This is a genomic window from Patescibacteria group bacterium, assembly GCA_034659915.1.
Lineage (GTDB): Bacteria > Patescibacteriota > WWE3 > JAUXAW01 > JAYEID01 > JAYEID01.
Genome location: JAYEID010000012.1, coordinates 1 through 13,082 on the forward strand (window position 1 = coordinate 1; position 13,082 = coordinate 13,082).

15 protein-coding genes are annotated in these 13,082 nt (G+C 39.9%); 5 read left to right on the forward strand and 10 right to left on the reverse strand.

Features of this window, described 5'->3' with window-relative positions:
* Positions 1–103: 103 nt before the first annotated feature.
* The 4 genes from U9M98_01475 to U9M98_01490 form a co-directional block, all read right to left on the reverse strand.
* The gene (locus tag U9M98_01475; protein MEA2020366.1) at positions 104–541 is read right to left on the reverse strand and encodes a YbhB/YbcL family Raf kinase inhibitor-like protein; all 438 of its coding nucleotides are present in this window, start codon (positions 539–541) and stop codon (positions 104–106) included.
* 77 nt (positions 542–618) lie between these two features.
* Positions 619–2,235, reverse strand: coding sequence for an alpha-glucan family phosphorylase (glgP, locus tag U9M98_01480; protein MEA2020367.1), 1,617 nt, complete (start codon positions 2,233–2,235; stop codon positions 619–621).
* Positions 2,236–2,338: 103 nt separating this feature from the next.
* On the reverse strand, positions 2,339–2,542 hold the full coding sequence (locus U9M98_01485) for a hypothetical protein (protein MEA2020368.1): 204 nt from the start codon (positions 2,540–2,542) through the stop codon (positions 2,339–2,341).
* 127 nt (positions 2,543–2,669) lie between these two features.
* The gene (locus U9M98_01490) at positions 2,670–4,178 is read right to left on the reverse strand and encodes a hypothetical protein (GenBank protein ID MEA2020369.1); all 1,509 of its coding nucleotides are present in this window, start codon (positions 4,176–4,178) and stop codon (positions 2,670–2,672) included.
* Positions 4,179–4,281: 103 nt separating this feature from the next.
* Between U9M98_01490 and U9M98_01495 the strand changes: the two genes are divergently transcribed.
* Positions 4,282–4,881 carry a hypothetical protein gene (locus U9M98_01495; protein MEA2020370.1) on the forward strand — a complete coding sequence of 200 codons (600 nt, stop codon included), beginning with the start codon at positions 4,282–4,284 and terminating at the stop codon, positions 4,879–4,881.
* 574 nt (positions 4,882–5,455) lie between these two features.
* Positions 5,456–6,013: a beta-propeller fold lactonase family protein gene (locus U9M98_01500; protein ID MEA2020371.1), complete on the forward strand. Its 558-nt coding sequence runs from the start codon at positions 5,456–5,458 to the stop codon at positions 6,011–6,013.
* A 70-nt stretch (positions 6,014–6,083) separates the two neighbouring features.
* Here the strand turns inward: U9M98_01500 and U9M98_01505 are convergent, their stop codons facing one another.
* The 4 genes from U9M98_01505 to U9M98_01520 form a co-directional block, all read right to left on the reverse strand.
* Complete coding sequence (locus U9M98_01505; protein ID MEA2020372.1) at positions 6,084–6,488, reverse strand: hypothetical protein; 405 nt, start codon at positions 6,486–6,488, stop codon at positions 6,084–6,086.
* A gap of 435 nt (positions 6,489–6,923) precedes the next feature.
* On the reverse strand, positions 6,924–7,643 hold the full coding sequence (locus U9M98_01510; protein ID MEA2020373.1) for a sulfite exporter TauE/SafE family protein: 720 nt from the start codon (positions 7,641–7,643) through the stop codon (positions 6,924–6,926).
* A gap of 149 nt (positions 7,644–7,792) precedes the next feature.
* The gene (locus tag U9M98_01515) at positions 7,793–8,041 is read right to left on the reverse strand and encodes a hypothetical protein (protein ID MEA2020374.1); all 249 of its coding nucleotides are present in this window, start codon (positions 8,039–8,041) and stop codon (positions 7,793–7,795) included.
* 120 nt (positions 8,042–8,161) lie between these two features.
* On the reverse strand, positions 8,162–8,707 hold the full coding sequence (locus tag U9M98_01520) for a CopG family transcriptional regulator (protein MEA2020375.1): 546 nt from the start codon (positions 8,705–8,707) through the stop codon (positions 8,162–8,164).
* A 311-nt stretch (positions 8,708–9,018) separates the two neighbouring features.
* On the opposite strand from U9M98_01520, the gene U9M98_01525 reads away from it, so the two are divergent.
* A complete protein-coding gene (locus tag U9M98_01525) occupies positions 9,019–9,261 on the forward strand; it encodes an ATP cone domain-containing protein (GenBank protein MEA2020376.1) in 243 nt (80 codons plus the stop codon).
* A 189-nt stretch (positions 9,262–9,450) separates the two neighbouring features.
* Here the strand turns inward: U9M98_01525 and U9M98_01530 are convergent, their stop codons facing one another.
* Positions 9,451–10,686, reverse strand: a complete 1,236-nt coding sequence (locus U9M98_01530; GenBank protein MEA2020377.1) for a phosphodiester glycosidase family protein — start codon at positions 10,684–10,686, stop codon at positions 9,451–9,453.
* Between the two features lie 191 nt (positions 10,687–10,877).
* On the opposite strand from U9M98_01530, the gene U9M98_01535 reads away from it, so the two are divergent.
* Entirely contained in the window at positions 10,878–11,024 is a 147-nt protein-coding gene (locus tag U9M98_01535; protein ID MEA2020378.1) for a hypothetical protein, read from the forward strand.
* Positions 11,025–11,090: 66 nt separating this feature from the next.
* Here the strand turns inward: U9M98_01535 and U9M98_01540 are convergent, their stop codons facing one another.
* The gene (locus U9M98_01540; GenBank protein MEA2020379.1) at positions 11,091–11,273 is read right to left on the reverse strand and encodes a hypothetical protein; all 183 of its coding nucleotides are present in this window, start codon (positions 11,271–11,273) and stop codon (positions 11,091–11,093) included.
* A gap of 270 nt (positions 11,274–11,543) precedes the next feature.
* Here U9M98_01540 and U9M98_01545 point away from each other — a divergent pair, with 270 nt between their 5' ends.
* Entirely contained in the window at positions 11,544–12,980 is a 1,437-nt protein-coding gene (locus U9M98_01545) for a metallophosphoesterase (protein ID MEA2020380.1), read from the forward strand.
* The last annotated feature ends 102 nt before the right edge of the window (positions 12,981–13,082 follow it).

The following is a 13,082-nucleotide window of genomic DNA, read 5'->3' on the forward strand; positions in this document are numbered from 1 at the left end:
AGAGGCAGGGTATTAGCAAGTTCTTATAATGACTAAAAAAGTAGGAGTACATTATATACTCAAATATAGGATAGGTAGCTTACCCCATAGGTCATTAAAAAGGTCAGGCAGCACACTTTTTCATAAAACTCGCACTGCCAACCACAAAAGGGGCCATTGCCTCTTCAAGTTTCGATCTTTGTGCCCCAGATTCAAGATCAATTTGATCTTTCAAAGCATACAACCGAAAGAAATACCGATGGACGCCAGATGGGGGACAGGGTGGATAATAACCAACCTCTCCACTACTGTTTATTCCTTCTACCGCCCCAGCAGGTAGTGAATTCTCTTCTATTTTAGAAGTATCCGCACTTACATTCCAAACTAACCAATGGGTAAATGTGCCTCCTGGAGCATCAGGATCATCCATTACCAAAACCAAACTAACCGCTTCTGGGGGAATGTCCTCAATTTCCAAGGGGGGACTAATTCCAGCCCCGTTACAAGTATACTTTTGCGGAATATACTGCTCTTTTTCTAGTACAGAGCTCGTAATTCTCATAATGCTGATTTAAAGCTAACAAATTTCTATTAATTATAAGTTAAAAAAGTGTAAGATTTCTTAAAGATTAAAACTTCCTAGCGATACGCCCGGTGCAAGTATTCCTGTACCATCCTGCTAGCATTGAAAAATGAAGCATTTAGCACAATTGCTTGCTTCATAATATTTTGCCACTTAGCCGGTTTGTTATAAAAAGTAGGAACAATATCCTGTTCTAGTTTCTGGTACAACTCTTCCGAGCCCTCGAAAGCCCACCCAGTTTTACCTTCTACCCAACCCTCACGCCACCAGCCATCCAGTACACTAAGTTGAGGAACACCATTCAATGCACACTTCATCCCGCTTGTCCCTGAGGCTTCCCGCAGTGGCTGGGGGGTATTAAGCCACAAATCCACGCCAGCAACTAAGTCCTTTGCCAAATCTATATTGTAATTTTCAAGATAAACCAAACTTAACTTACCAGTAAGTTTCCGGGACAATTTGATAATTTCCCTAATTAATTCCTTTCCCTCCTTATCTCGGGGATGGGCTTTCCCCGCATAAATAATCTGCAACTGACCTTGGGTATTTGCAATATCTCTTAGCCTTTCTTTATCCTCCAAAAAGAGCAGGGGACGCTTATAAGAAGTAAAGCGCCGCGCCCAACAAAGAGTTAAAAAGTCGTAATCAAAGCCAGCGTTTTTTTGACTATTGACATAGTCAATAACCTTTGTTTTTGCCTTTTGGTGCGCTTTCCAGATTTTTTCCTCTTCAATTCGAGTTGCAGATCTTAATGTAGAAGGATCTCGCCGCCAATCCGGTAGTTCTAAATCATAAAGCTCTTGAAACGGCTCAGAGGTCCAAGTCTGAGCATGTACCCCGTTAGTAATAGAATGAACTGGGAAATTAGGAAACATAGATCGGGAAATTTGCGCATGCCGCTTTGCAACACCATTTATGTAACCAGACATCTCTAACGCTAATTCAGTCATATTCAGGCGATCTTTTTCCTTAAGCCCAGAAGGTATTGCTTGAAAAAGAGAGTCACTAAGAACCAACTTCACATCCCTAAGGGGAAACTTGTCATGTCCAGCTGGTACAGGTGTGTGGGTAGTAAACTTACAAAATTCGCGAACTTTTTCCCTGCTACCTAGTTGCTTTTGAAGTTCCAAACAAAGAAATGAGGAATGCCCCTCATTAAGATGATAGTGCTCAACTGAATCATAACCTAACTCCTGAAGCAGCCGAACCCCACCAACCCCCAAAATAAGTTCCTGCTTCATCCGATACATATCACCACCGCCGTACAGCTCATTGGTAAGACCTCTATCTTCATTCGCATTTTCCGGCAAATCCGTGTCCAAGAAAAATAATGGGACTCGGTATCCGGAAACACCCTCAATCAAATACTTCCAAGCAGTAACAGCTACATCTCGCCCCGCCACTTTAACCTGAACCTTAACATCAACAGGTTCTAAAAAGTCGTCCAACCGCCAACTAACTGGAGCCTCTACTTGCCGATCACCCTCAACCTTCTGGTAAAAGTAGCCTCCACGAGAAAGCAGAGTAACACCTAAAATGGGAAGCGAATTGTCTGCGCTTGCTTTTAGAAAATCCCCAGCCAATACACCCAAACCACCAGAGTAGGTGGGTATTCTAGAATCTACACCAACCTCCATTGAAAAATAAGCAACCTGTCGTCTATCTTCCTGCATAATGTGATTTTATCAAAAAGGGGAAAAAATAAAAGGTTTCTAAAATTCAAACTTAAGGCATAAAATAAAAACCGTAAGCTTACTTCTAATTTACTTGGTCCTGCTACCAATGCTGAACAATATCTCTAACCCATATCTCAAAATCATTTGCGGAACCCGAGGGATTATTCTTGGAACAGTACTCCTTCAAAACTCGCATAATATCGGCGCATTCTTCAAGGGTAATTTCAAAACCCAAACTCCTCAAAAAATTGAGAAAGCTTTTTTCATCAAAAAGAAGTAAATTTAAATAATAATTGCTAAACATGATAAAAGTGTTAAGATATAAATATAGCCCAAAAGAAATTTCTCAAGATTTCTTTTGCGGTTTTCGGGGCTGGTGTAAAAGCCAGCCCCAGCCCTTCTCTTTTGTTATTCTTCAAACATTTCTTTTGTTATTCTTCAAACATTGTCAAAATAATTCCATCATTTACATTTTTATTGCTGGGTATTATTGTTTTTGCTCCTACTCTCTTAGCAATAGTTTCACCCAAGGCATTGCTAACTACCGCCCCATCTATCCACTTTGGATTACTAGGCATATAGCTCCGAAGTTCGTCTTTCGGCATCTGACGCATCTTTTCCGCATGTTTTTCCAAAGCACTAATAGATAACTCTTTCGGATGCTGCCGCGAATAATCGGAATTTTCCAATGGAAAACCAGTTATCAGCATATAATCAAGTTCTCCTCCAGTATAAATAAACAGAAGGTCACCCTCCAGCTTACCTATACCTTTTTGATCCAAAACTTCTTCAATCTCACCAACCAGTTTTTTGTAGTCAGTTGCGGAAATTATATCTTCCGCATAATACTTTTCATTAAGATCAGTTACACTCAAAGGGAAGCTAACATTCTTAATTATTTCTCCATCCGGATCACTTGTTACCAGCCGGGTAGTACTTCCGCCTACGTTCAAAACAGCCAAAGGACGTTCAACTCCCGCAAAACTTTCATGAACAGCCTCAAAAACTAAGCGAGCCTCGTCTTCCCCCGTTAAAACCTCCAACTCCAGCCCTGTCTTTTGCTTTATTGTAGACATAAACTCCTCGGCATTTTTAGCCATCCGCAAAGCACCAGTCCCTACCAACTTCACATCAACTGCACCGCGAGAGTCTGCTTCTTCCAAAAGCTCTTCAACTGCCTGAAGAGTTCGCTTCCGCGGCAATTCGCCCAAAACTTTTTTTTCAAAGAAGTTTTCTACCAAATTAGTATAAACTGATTTTTTGTGGACGGTCTCCGCGCTGCCATCCTTATTAACTTTACAAACATAAAGTTTAACTGTGCTAGAACCAAGATCAATAATTCCCAATATCACCGGATAGTTAAGTTTCTTACCACTCTGTAACTCTGCCTTTTCTCCTATACTATTAAAAATATGCCAATTGCTTTCATCAACATACTTTGGAATACCAATATCACCCCAAGTTACAAACCTTAGAGGCTGATCTGGCTTATGAGCAAGCCAGAAATAAATCTCCGCCAAAACACCCTCCGGAAAATTGGAAATATGCGCTGAAGTTTCTTTTCCATCAAACAGCGGACGCTCCTCTCCAAAGACCCACAACTCATCACACCCTTCAAGCAAGGAAAAACAATCCTTTACAACCTCTTCCTTCTTATTTTTATGGGAAACGCTACTCAGATAATAATCGAGAGTACCAATAGGGTGAATAGGAACGTAGTTTAAGGAATAAGCAAACTCCCGCATAAAGTTTATGTATTTGTAAAACCTGCCTCCGCTAGAGAGATAAACTGTTTTTCTAAGATCTCGGTCAGGGTTGTGAGAAATTTTATTTAGCTTTTTCCTTTGCCCCTTATCTAATAATTGGGCAAAATTGTCAAAGCTCAACTTGGTGGGGGAGGGAAGGCTATTGCGAGTGTTGAAATTTTTGTCACTTGACATTTGGCACATTAAGTGTCATTTTTAATAAAATTAGGTGGCACTTTTTACATACTGGTTTTAGTTAACTATTTTCTAGTTACCTTGTCGAGGAGTTTATAGATTTATGAACGAAATTGTTCGCGCCTATTTTGATGCGCAACCTAAACAAAAGGAGGAAGAGGTCCTCTGTCACAAAATTGTAGATATTCTTAGTCAAAAAGGCTGCAACGTAATCCAAACCACACTGGGAATAGAATGGGATTACATGGAAGAGTGGGGGAGGGAAGCTGCCACAAATATTTACAGTTCAAAAATCGAGGATATAAAAAGCTCTGATATTATTGTTCTAGAAATGTCGCGTAAATCACACCTTCTAGACTTCGAAGCAGTAGAAGCTATAAATCAATCCAAACCATCTCTCATCCTCTTTAACAAAAACAAAAATGAACGCCCCGACGTTGCTCTACTCGGACACCCCTCTAGCAATTTAAAAATTATTGTATATAAAGAAGAAAATTTGGAAAAAATAATTGAGGATTTTCTCAAAAAAGCACAAAAGAAAGTTCCCCGGGTACGCTTTACAGTCCGCCTTTCCGAAGAAATAAATAACTATCTAAAATTCCTGAAAGCAAAATTAAAACTATCTTCCAAAAACGATGTTGTTAACAAGATACTTGAAGAGAAAATGAAAAACGACCCCGACTATCAAAACATAAAACTCTAACGCCCCACAAATAATTCCAGCCCGCCACAAAAAAACATTGTGACTTTTAAAGGATTTTTTAGTTCTACTAAATAGAGTGCTCATAAATATTACAAACGATTTGGTTGAGTTTCTTCGGGCTCAACTATTAAAAAAACATAAAGCAGCTGCCTTTGAAGAACCAAGAAAATCACCTACCAAGAGTAAAAGGTTAGCCAAAATCCAAACAAAGTCGGAGCCAAAATAGGTTATCTTTGATCCCCAGAAAAACCGCGCTTACGTCAGCTGTATGCGGGGGAAATGCATTCAAATCTTTAAGATAAAAAATAAAAACCTTTTCCTAGAATCTGAAATAAGCCTTCCCGAACATTGCATAGAGCTAGAAACTTTTGACTCGCTGCTACTTGCTACCACCAGTAACTTCAAACGGGGACCAATAGAAAGAAGCTATCTCTACATTATCAACAAGAACACTCAAGAAATAGTCTCTAAAACTAGGACAGGTGGGTCTTGGAGCAAAGTTGCAAAAAAGCATCCCCAAAAAAATTTGGTTTTTGTTTCCAACTGGAGAAGTAATAACATCTCAATCATTGATATGGAAAATACGAAATCGCCCAAAATCAAACAGGTAATTCACTGCGGCAACCGTCCCCGGGGAATAACATTTACCCCAGAAGGCACAGTCTTAGTAGCAGGTTTTTACTCACGAAAACTACATTTCCTTAAAGAAAATAGGGGAAAATACCAAAAAAGCTCTAAACTTGTCCGGTTCGCGTCAAAAGCTTACAGCGGAAATATGCGAGATGTGCTCGTAACCAAAAATGGTAAATATGCCTACGTTTCCAATATGGGAAAAAATATGGTTCATAAATTTGATTTAGAAAAGAAAACATTTACAAAATCCACACTGGTAGGAAAATTTCCTAGTTCAATCCGCTTTTTAAACAATAAAGAAAACGCACTCCTTGTATCATGCAGAGAATCAAATTTCATTTATTTTCTTGACACAAAAAGAATGAAAATTATCGGTCACTCAGAAAAAACAAGCAAAAAGCCAACAGGACTAGCCCCTGTGCCAAGGGGTTTTCTTTGCACAGCTTTTAGATCAAATACCTTGGAATATCACAAGATTTCGACCAATATATTAGTGTAAAGAAAAGGCGGAGGGTGAAGCCTGCCTAAAACAAGGCAATTTTGCAATTTCAAACCTCCGCAAAAAAAGATCAAACCAAAACCTTCTCTCCCTCTTCAACTGCTTGTGGGTCAACTGTAGTCCCACCCACATAAACAACCTCGAAAGCACCAAAAAGAATAAGGGTACGCCAATACTCATATTTTTCAACAAAGTCCTGGATTCTATCCAAGCAATCATTGGCATCACCCGCAGAATCAAACCGCAAAGTGACTGCCCCCTCTTTTTCCCCGCCATAAAAAGTATCAATCTCAGAATGTCTGATTACACTTGCGGGAATCTTAAAACCGTTCACAGATCCCACAAAAATAACTCTCTGAAAGTTTAGCTCCACAGGACCAGATTCCTCTTCGCACGATAGCTGTATCCGAGCCTTATTGAATTCGTCTCTGCGCTGCCTGCCGTTCGGGAAAACCAAAGTAACCCAAGCCGCCATTCTACACCAACGTCCCTATTGTCCACAAGCGGAATTACATTGGAACTTTTTCCGAAAACACAGTATTGAAACTTTACAACCAACACAAAGTCCAAGAAGATCTTTTGGTCAAAAATATTAAAGATACCTTAACTTCTCGCGCAAATACTGCTGAAGTAGAGTTTTTAGACCCTAACGTTAGCTTTTATGAAGTTATGTAACAGTTTCAAAATTACATCAATGAAGGAAAGCGGCTAGGCGTAATTTACCTAACTCCCGGAAGCAAAAAGTCCGGCAATATAAAAGGAATCATAACCGCCTGGGACCTTTATAAGGGTAAAGAAACATAACTACTTTTACTGGCATTTCCAATGGTCTGGTTTCCTATCATAGAACTCCATTGGCCCTCCGCCATCATATCCTCATCTCCACCACCATCTGTACCAGGTTTAAAACTTACTTAAATAACAGACTCACACCAGCAATAAAAACAAAAGCATAAATCGCACGCTCTATCCAAATTGGGCTCACTTTCTTAAAAAGCTCTGTTCCCAAGAACAGCCCCAAAAAGAGGCAAGGTAATGCGAAAAGAACATAACGCAATACTTCTCCAGTTATCCGCCCGGAAAGAAGGTGTCCCACAACAACAAAAACCCCGGTAATACCCATATAAGTAGCAACCAAATCCTTATTCTCATGTTTAGAAAGGTTTTCGTTTGCAATCGAATAGAGCCCAATCAAAGGACCATTAACATTAAAGGAAGCACCAAAAAACCCAGCAATAGACCCCATAATAAAACCGCCAACATTGCCCATCTTTAAGAAACTCTCTTTGCTAAAAAAGTTATAAAGGACGTACACAATAAGAACCACCCCCAAAATCAAAGAGAGTGTTTCCTCCTGAGCATATCCCAAAAATAAAATTCCCAACGGAACTCCAACAAAAGCTCCCGCAAAAAGCGGAATTAGGTGTGGAGAAAGATTGTGCGTTTTAGTCTTTATAGCAACAATACCAGTAGCAACTAGCGAAATAACAGCTACCAGGGGGATAGCAGTAGAGAGAGGCAAGATAAAAGGAAGGAGAGACATTAAAATTGCAGAAATACCAAAACCAATTAGCTCCACTCCAACACCAGCAATTAAAAAGGCAATTGCAAAAAGCAAATACTGCACCATGCAAAGTCTATTATAACAAAAGCTTATTTCAAAACCACAAAGAAAGAAAAAAAGCGGAAAGAGTAGAACCTGCGTTCTTGCTCAAGAGCGTTGAGCTTTTCTCCCCAGGGGAGTACTCTTTCCGTAATACTGCTCTTCCTAACGCGCATTTAGCGCTTGGAGGGAGGGGGTCCCTGCTTACTCTCCAACTTGTCCCAAGCGTTTCGGTCCGCTTCTTGCCTGTCTCGGCCCCAAGCTCTCGCTCGGTTTCCAGTCTTGGTATCCTCAACAGTCGTCGAGCGACCCGTGCCGAGCAGGGCATCTAGAACACCAGTACTGTCATACTTCTTGAATCTTTTACCCATCAGTCTCACCTCCTTTCCATCTCTATCTGCAGCTAACTTTTTAAGGTTCGCCAAAATTTTAAAACTACCTAGAAAAACAGGCAATTCCACATATTTATGCTGTGCATAATTTTTATGCACGTAAGAACAAAAAATTATCTGAGAAAGTAGGAAAAAGTAAGTAGGGGAGGGGTTTTACACTTCTTTTTTAATAAGCTGGCGAATAAACTCCGACTTGCTTACCGAGTTTCTCTCAGTAGCTTCATTAAGCATTTTGTCAATTTCTGGCGAGATGTAAAAAGTAAATCTGCGATTAAAAGTATTTTTTACTTCTTCCAAACACCAATCCAAAACATCTTCCAAAATGTCCTCATCGTAAGCAGACTTAATTAATCGGCTGGAATCAGCCCCGTTTGCAAAAATAGGATTCCTATTACTTTTGTAAATTAGTATGGTCGGTTTTTGCTGGGAAACAAGTTGTCCCAGCTGATACCCAGTGTGGATCGAGGATGGATACGAACCTTCAACAACTGCGCAGTCAGCTTTTGCCATCTGTGAAAACCACTCCTTACTCAACTCATTAAGCTTAAACTCAGGCAAGTTGCTAAATTCCTTTACATCCCCTGAATATAGTGCTTTGTAAACATCATGGCCTTGACCTTCTAAATAATTTACAATTCTTTCGTAGATATGCTGAAAGTCCGCTTTTTGTTCTTGCGAAGCTGTAAAATATATTTTCATCTTTTCTTTACTCCCTAATAAAAAAGCTCCCATTAAGGGAGCTCAAACCGCGGATTTTCTATATTTCCGCGAAAAAAAAAAAAAAAAGCTCCCTTTTGCGGGAGCGTCCAAGAATTATCAAGGTGCTAGTCACTATTCACTTGTTATCAACTTTATAGCACAAAGAGTTTTGGTTGTCAAACGTTTTTTACATAACATAACATTCATCTGCTCTAAGCCAGAATTGATCATACCCATGCACAAGCCAAAAGTTTGTGCTACCCTAAATTCAAAGCAAAACAAAACAAACCTAAAAGGGGGTGAATTTATGTATGGTTAAAATAAGAAAGAAAGATAATAGCTTGGAAGATTTTGACCGCGAAAAGCTTCGCCGAAGTGTTTTGGCAGCTGGACTTTCAAAGGAAAATGCTAATGATGTTACTAACCAAATTGAAACCTGGGTACAGCAAAGCGAGGATGTCGTCTCCACTGCCCAAATTCGGTCAAAAGTGATTAACTTTATGGAATCCAAAAATCCAGAAGCTGCTAAAAACTACAAAAGCTACAAAAAATAAATTTAGACCTCTAAGGTCTAACAGCCGCTACCCTACAGGGAGTTTCAATTGCTTGCACACTTTTTTACACTCTTTTAGTTGTTAGTTTATTTCTGAGAGTTCTTTTGAGTACAAAACTAAAAAGGCAATCAAAGGTAATACCTTTGCGAGCAACCACTTACACAGCACTGGGTAGCACACTCCTCGTACCTACTTGGCCAAAACTATAGCAATGGGAAGTTCTCTCCCCGGACCTACTGCATATTTACCGTTAATATAAAGGGCAGAACTTGCCCCGCCGTCCAAATTCAAGGCGTCCCTTGCTCCCAAAGCTTTCATCGCATAAGCCGATTCTGGCACAGTCGCCCCATTAACAAGCGCTAGGTAAAGGTTACTACCATCCACACCAATTGCTCCTCTTAATCCGCGAATATCAGTCTGGTAAGAAGTAAGGTCATCTATATCTACCACAACTTCACCTTCTGACAAGAGAGTAGGATAATTAGAAAGCCCAGCAGAACCCGCCTCGCCACCATAATCAGAAGATCTCTGGTAAAACTTTGCTGAGCTATCTTTAAACGTGGCTAAACCCGTCTTGCTCCAGCTTAGAGCTTCTTTTTGCAACCACCGCCCATTACTAGAATTGTAAAATGCAAAATCAGTAGAATTTGTTTTATTGGCACAGGTAACGTAATCCGGGGGGCAAAAATAACTAGCACTCATCCCCGCATAACCGCCGTGATCTTTAATATGCTCTTCCAGAGGTTTAACTGGACAGTTGTCATAACAAGTATCTTCGCTTGCTGAAGAAGTTACTACCCGCACATCAGAAAGAGCAACTTTCACCAAATGCACTCCAAAGCTTCCTCTCTCTGTATTTACAGTAACAAAGTCGTACCCTTCAATGTCAGAACGAGGAACTTCCCGGGGACGGAGTGACGCCAAGTATTCTTCGTGATCATCATCTAAAGAACTTATTATATCCAGCATATTCTCTTTTAAAACATCGAAGTCTTTCTCCAAGAGCAATCCCTCCAAATCTTCCATTTCTTCTAATTCGTGAGCCACATCTAAGCCTAGTTCCTCATTTCTCTCCAAGTTCAACTTAAGAGAATTGTAAAGGCTGTATATTTCCTTCATCTCCAAATATTCCTTATTTTCTTCTTTTTCCGATAACTCAGTAAGTTCCTCTTCCAACTTAGATGCTTTTGATTCAACCTTAATTTTTTCAATGTGCCTTAAGTGATCTTCATAAATACTTCTTTCATAACTTTCTTCTTTCCGACTCAATTCTTGTGATAGGCTTTCCAAGCGCTGATTAACACTTTTTAACTCATGAAAAAGATAATTAACTGTATAACCAAAAGACCCCACTATCACCAAAAACACAAATCCAATCAATACTATTTTTCTAGCCCAAATTTTTTGAAGTAGGGAACTCTCCATATTAGATATATTACTACGTTAACCAAACATATAAAAGCAAGCTTACACCGTAGGTCCTTTATAGCATCTTAGTGAAATCTACAAAACAAACACCGAAACGGCGTATCAAACTAAGTTAAAGCCTGAGCTGAGTAAATAGGGGAAGTGGTCTTTACTATTGAACTTGAAATTAAAACAAAGTAAGCAACTTTATGGAAGTCGGAAAACCCGAAGCTGTTGAAACCAATCAAAACTACAAAAATAAGGAGGAAAGAGTAGAACTTTCGTTCTTGCTTAGTGGCCATAAGCTTTATCTCCGCAAGGAGTACTCTTCCCTTAAACTAGCCACACGTATCTGAGTTTGGCATCTCTATGCCTCTTCCTTATTGGTCCGCGCCTTAAACTAAGACAACCAGCTCTATATGCTAGTCATCATCCGAACCATCACTGTCCGAACCATCACTATCCGGATCAGGGCAAGGCGATCGGCCGCCAGCCTCTTCGAAGCACCAATTTGCAGCCACCGCATCCTGCTCACTAGTGTGGACGCGACCATCCGCCGAAATGTAAAGATCTCGCCCTCCTTCATCCTTATCATCTGGGCACACCGCAACTCACCTCCTTTAACCCCGTTCTCTTCCGCTCCAAACCCAAAGCGCGCCAAACTTGCTCTCAGTATAGTAAACAAAAATAGGTTAAACTTATCACAAAAATATACAGCCAAAGAGAAGGAAAACAGAAAAGACCAACTGCTTAAAAAGCCCTAGAAACAGTAACTATGTAAAACATTAATCACATTTTTGTTACAACACAAAGCCTTTTGCAAGAATAGGTTTTTAACTTGAATTTCTAATCACAAGTGTTAATCTGTTCAAAATATGAAAAACAAGGTCCGAATTGCTTTTTTTGCTGATCCTCACATTAAGCACAGGAAAATCCAATCCCAAACCGACTTTGGCGCCCCTAGCAAATGGCTACCCCGCAAAGCAATCCGCGCTCTTAACGATATAAAACCTAATTATATTTTTGGACTGGGAGATCTCACTGCTACAGGGCACAAAAAGGACTGGCAAGGATACAAGAGATGGGTCCAAAAGTTAGAAGCTCCTGTCTTTGACCTCATGGGCAACCATGACCGCGACTACACGATATTTCAATCTCACAATTACGGAGAAGGCTTTTTCACTGTTTTGGGAAGAGTATCTGCTACCAAGGCAGTGAAGATTGGAAACTTAATCTTTATTCTTATCTCGGAAGAGCACGACCCAGAAGGAAACAAAAAACTCTTGACTTCTACAGTACCACTAAGAACCTTCGAATTTATTGAAAAAATACTAAAAAAATACTCCCCAGACCATAATATCTTTGTTCTCAGCCACACCTTGCTTCGAGGGACAACTGCACTCTCTAATGATTGGTCATTTAACGATATCAACGATTGGAAAACTATTTCCGAAAGATTTTTCCAGCTGTTTGAAAAATATCCCGTGGTAGCGCATTTAACAGGGCATGCGCATATTGACTACCGCTACCGCGCAAAGCTAAAAGATATTGGTGAAAAAAAGTATAAACAAAAAGTAGGAAAGTTTATAAATGGAAAGGATTTTGAAAGCTTACCTAATACCCACTTTTTAAACATGCCTTGCGTAGATACTGCCCACGGTTGGATTGGAAGCAACTTCGCACTACTACGAAAGCTGGGTAAAGCAACAGCTAAAGCTAAGCGCTCTCCATTCCGCTGGCTGTATATTCAACTAGAAGAAAAGGGACCACCTATCTTTGACATTTTGTACACTTCAAAAATTCACTATATCCTAGGCAGACCGGCTGTCTATTACTTGGACGTGGTTCCTGGAAAAGATACTATAAAAATAATCACTCGGTGGGTAGGAAAGAATAAGGATACAGAACAGTACAATGTGGATCTAAAAATCCCAATTGAGCTTGGAATAACACCACACGCAGAGGTTATTAGCACTGCTCTTAGCTTACAAAACAAAGAAAACCTCCAGATCACTAGAGACAACTGGTTTCAGATCCCAGCTAGTAAAAAAGGTTGGGGAATCTTTTCGCAAAGATTTACAAAAATGAGAGAATTAATTGGGATCAAAGTAGATGCAAAAAACCTAGAAGACTACACTGTCTGGTGGCAAGGCAGTACAACCAAAGGTAAAACCTGGACAACAGAATGGACAAGGACCTTCTCAGAACTAGGTAAGGTCAACGCTGTTAAAATAAAAGTTGAGTTCCAAGCGGAAAAATCACCTGCAAAAATAAAAGACATCATAATAAAAACTAAAAAGCCAGCCTCCTGACACCGTTAGGTAAACTTCTTTTAGCCTATTCTAAACTCTCACTTTCTCATATGTTATCCTAAATGTTAGAGGACCTTCACAATTAAAAAGTTCAGTCGCAGA

Bases quoted from the DNA above. Each gene is read 5' to 3' on its own strand.
- U9M98_01505 (MEA2020372.1), bottom strand. From the start codon at position 6,488: ATGGCGGCTTGGGTTACTTTGGTTTTCCCGAACGGCAGGCAGCGCAGA.
- U9M98_01495 (MEA2020370.1), top strand. From the start codon at position 4,282: ATGAACGAAATTGTTCGCGCCTATTTTGATGCGCAACCTAAACAAAAG.
- U9M98_01490 (MEA2020369.1), bottom strand. From the start codon at position 4,178: ATGTCAAGTGACAAAAATTTCAACACTCGCAATAGCCTTCCCTCCCCC.
- glgP (MEA2020367.1), bottom strand. From the start codon at position 2,235: ATGCAGGAAGATAGACGACAGGTTGCTTATTTTTCAATGGAGGTTGGT.
- U9M98_01520 (MEA2020375.1), bottom strand. From the start codon at position 8,707: ATGAAAATATATTTTACAGCTTCGCAAGAACAAAAAGCGGACTTTCAG.
- U9M98_01530 (MEA2020377.1), bottom strand. From the start codon at position 10,686: ATGGAGAGTTCCCTACTTCAAAAAATTTGGGCTAGAAAAATAGTATTG.
- U9M98_01475 (MEA2020366.1), bottom strand. From the start codon at position 541: ATGAGAATTACGAGCTCTGTACTAGAAAAAGAGCAGTATATTCCGCAA.
- U9M98_01510 (MEA2020373.1), bottom strand. From the start codon at position 7,643: ATGGTGCAGTATTTGCTTTTTGCAATTGCCTTTTTAATTGCTGGTGTT.
- U9M98_01545 (MEA2020380.1), top strand. From the start codon at position 11,544: ATGAAAAACAAGGTCCGAATTGCTTTTTTTGCTGATCCTCACATTAAG.
- U9M98_01500 (MEA2020371.1), top strand. From the start codon at position 5,456: ATGGAAAATACGAAATCGCCCAAAATCAAACAGGTAATTCACTGCGGC.
- U9M98_01535 (MEA2020378.1), top strand. From the start codon at position 10,878: ATGGAAGTCGGAAAACCCGAAGCTGTTGAAACCAATCAAAACTACAAA.
- U9M98_01525 (MEA2020376.1), top strand. From the start codon at position 9,019: ATGGTTAAAATAAGAAAGAAAGATAATAGCTTGGAAGATTTTGACCGC.
- U9M98_01485 (MEA2020368.1), bottom strand. From the start codon at position 2,542: ATGTTTAGCAATTATTATTTAAATTTACTTCTTTTTGATGAAAAAAGC.